Genomic DNA, 1,198 nt, shown 5'->3' on the forward strand with positions numbered 1-1,198 from the left:
CGGGTCTCTTCATTCCACACAGGCTCTACCAATCCGGCACCCTCGTTATGCCGGTCGGGTACCACCGTGCGGATTGCACCCTCTGTCAGAAACCCATGGTCGATGAGGATTTTTCCCTCATCAGAGTAAAAATCCGCAATGTTGCCACCTGGCATCTCCGGCTCTGAAAAGTTGAAAATGTCCAAAGCCAACTGGAAGGTCTTGAACGGCATCGACGTAGTGGTCACGGTCACACCTCCTTCACCAGCCCCCAACGGGGGAGGTATTTGTCGCAGATCATGCGCTCCTGCTCGGTTTTGCTCTTCAGGTTGCAACCGTTCGGAAGGGAGATCGTCACGTTGATGGTACGCCCGCGCCCTGATGATCGCCGTGCCGGTCGTGTACGGACAGAGAAGATCGCCTCAGCCACCTCATACTCCCTCCGCAGATTCTGGGCACAGATGAGCGATGATTGCGCATGGTCGTAGACCGTTTCCTGTTTTTCCCAGTTGGTCAACAAGGCAAGATGGGGTTTGTCAGCCCCTCTGCGACGCAAGTTCAGGCGCAGCACCTTGACTGCCGCAATACCGTCAGTGGGATCACAGGGAAAGTCGTATGGCTGGAGTAACGGGGAGAGGTCATACTGGCGCAACGGAACCCGCATTCCCAAAATCCCCTGGCGCAAGATGATCTCGGCAAACAACCGGGCGAGCCGTGCCCGGTTTTCCGTCCCATTGGCAACAACCTCGATGATCCCACTGCCGGGTTCGTAGACGATTGACACCTCATAAACCGGACGATGGGTCTGCAGTTCCAGATCCCCGGCCGCATTGAACACCAACTGCGCGTCAGGCAATCCCTCCCGATAGATCACCGCCTGGACCACCCGCGACAACTGCTCCTTGGACTCCACCCTCAACCGCTCAAAAAGATCCAGGCGGGCATTGCGGGTGTCGAAAATGAGACGCACTTTCTCCTCAAACCGCCGATGGTCCTCCGGATCCTGGCTGACGGCCACGCCACGGGGGCCGACAAAACCAGACCACATGCGCCCCTGGCGTCTGGTGTCGGCAAAACGGGCCTCTTCGGCCTGACGAAACAGTGCCGGATCATCCATGAACAGCCACAAAGCCCGCTCATAGTGGCCGCCAAGCTCCTTCAGCGGTTTCCGATCCGCCGACACATGCAGCATGGCCCATTGCCCTGCCTCATCCGTCAT

At 58.1% G+C, this 1,198-nt stretch carries 2 protein-coding genes; both read right to left on the minus strand.

What is annotated here, in order from left to right:
* On the minus strand, nt 1-233 hold a 233-nt coding region (locus EJP87_RS16735), incomplete at its 3' end, for a hypothetical protein (protein WP_227657742.1).
* Nucleotides 230-1,198 (minus strand): hypothetical protein (locus EJP87_RS18210; protein WP_193771498.1); only part of this gene is annotated, 969 nt, incomplete at its 5' end. The genes EJP87_RS16735 and EJP87_RS18210, both read right to left, overlap by 4 nt.

Origin of the sequence: Candidatus Magnetaquicoccus inordinatus, assembly GCF_004217665.1 — a bacterium.
Taxonomy (GTDB): Bacteria; Pseudomonadota; Magnetococcia; order Magnetococcales; family Magnetaquicoccaceae; genus Magnetaquicoccus; species Magnetaquicoccus inordinatus.